Source organism: Streptomyces sp. NPDC041129, from assembly GCF_055592265.1.
Map to the genome: position 1 here is coordinate 1 of NZ_JBVIYV010000029.1, position 1,057 is coordinate 1,057.

A 1,057-nucleotide genomic window follows, 5' to 3' on the forward strand; every position below is an offset into this window, starting at 1 on the left:
TGCTCGTCGGCGACATGGGCCAGCAGACGGGTCAGGGCGTCGCGGTCGCTGACGTCGGCGCGCCGGTGGTCGACGGTCAGGCCGGCGGCGCGCAGGGCGTCCAGCTCGGCCCGCTGGGCGTCGGTCAGCGGGGAACGCCCGGTGAGGACCACGGTGGCCGAGCCGACGTTGGCGGCGATGTCCCGGGCCACGATGAGGCCCAACCCGCCGACTCCGCCGGTGACCAGGTAGACGCCGCCCTCCCGCCAGGGCGTCGGCGCGGGCCGCAGCGGGACCTCGGTGGGACGGCGGACCAGCCGGCGGCCGTCCCGGTGGCGCACCTCCGGCTCCGGGCCGGTGGCCGCCTCGGCGGCGAGGCGGGCGGCGACGGTGGCCGGGTCGGCGCCGTCCAGGCACTCCACGTACTGCGTGTGCAGCCGCGGGTTCTCCAGATGGACCGTGCGCAGCAGCCCCGCCAGACCGCCGAGGCAGGCGGCGGTGTCGTCCCCGGCGGTGCCCACGGCGGCGACCTGGAGCAGGGTGGGCCGCCGGACACCACGCAGCAGCAGATCGCGGGTCAGGGTGAACACCTGGCGCGCCGCGTCGGTGTACCGCTCGTCCAGGGGGCCGTCGGCCGGTTCGACGACGGTGCAGTGCGTACCGGCGGGCAGCGCGGCGATCAGGGCCTCGCGGTCCGCGGCGCCGATCCGGCCGAGGACGACGACGTGCCGTTCGGCGAACGGCTCGCCGGGCGCCGCGGTCCCGTCGCCGGGCAGGTCCGTCCAGCGGGGCCGCAGCAGGACGACGTCGCCGTCGTCACCGGCGGCGGAGCGCCGGGGCGCACCTTCGGTGTCGATGTCGAACCAGCAGCGTTCGCGGGCGAAGGGGTAGCCGGGCAGGCTGATGCGGTACGGGCCGGTGCCCGTGGCACCAAGGAGATCCCACTCGACGTCGCCGCCTTCGGCCCACAGCGCGAGCAGGGCCTCGTGCCTGCCCTGTTCGCGCCAGGCGGCCAGGGCGGACTGTACGGCGGCACCGTCTGCGGGACGGTCCGGGCGGGCGGTGCCGCGGACCCAGG

At 77.3% G+C, this 1,057-nt stretch carries 1 protein-coding gene; it reads right to left on the reverse strand.

Translation table 11 applies throughout. From position 1 onward, the window contains the following. The coding region (locus ACZ6B1_RS34210; RefSeq protein ID WP_468784657.1) for a KR domain-containing protein at positions 1-1,057 on the reverse strand (1,057 nt) is incomplete at both ends.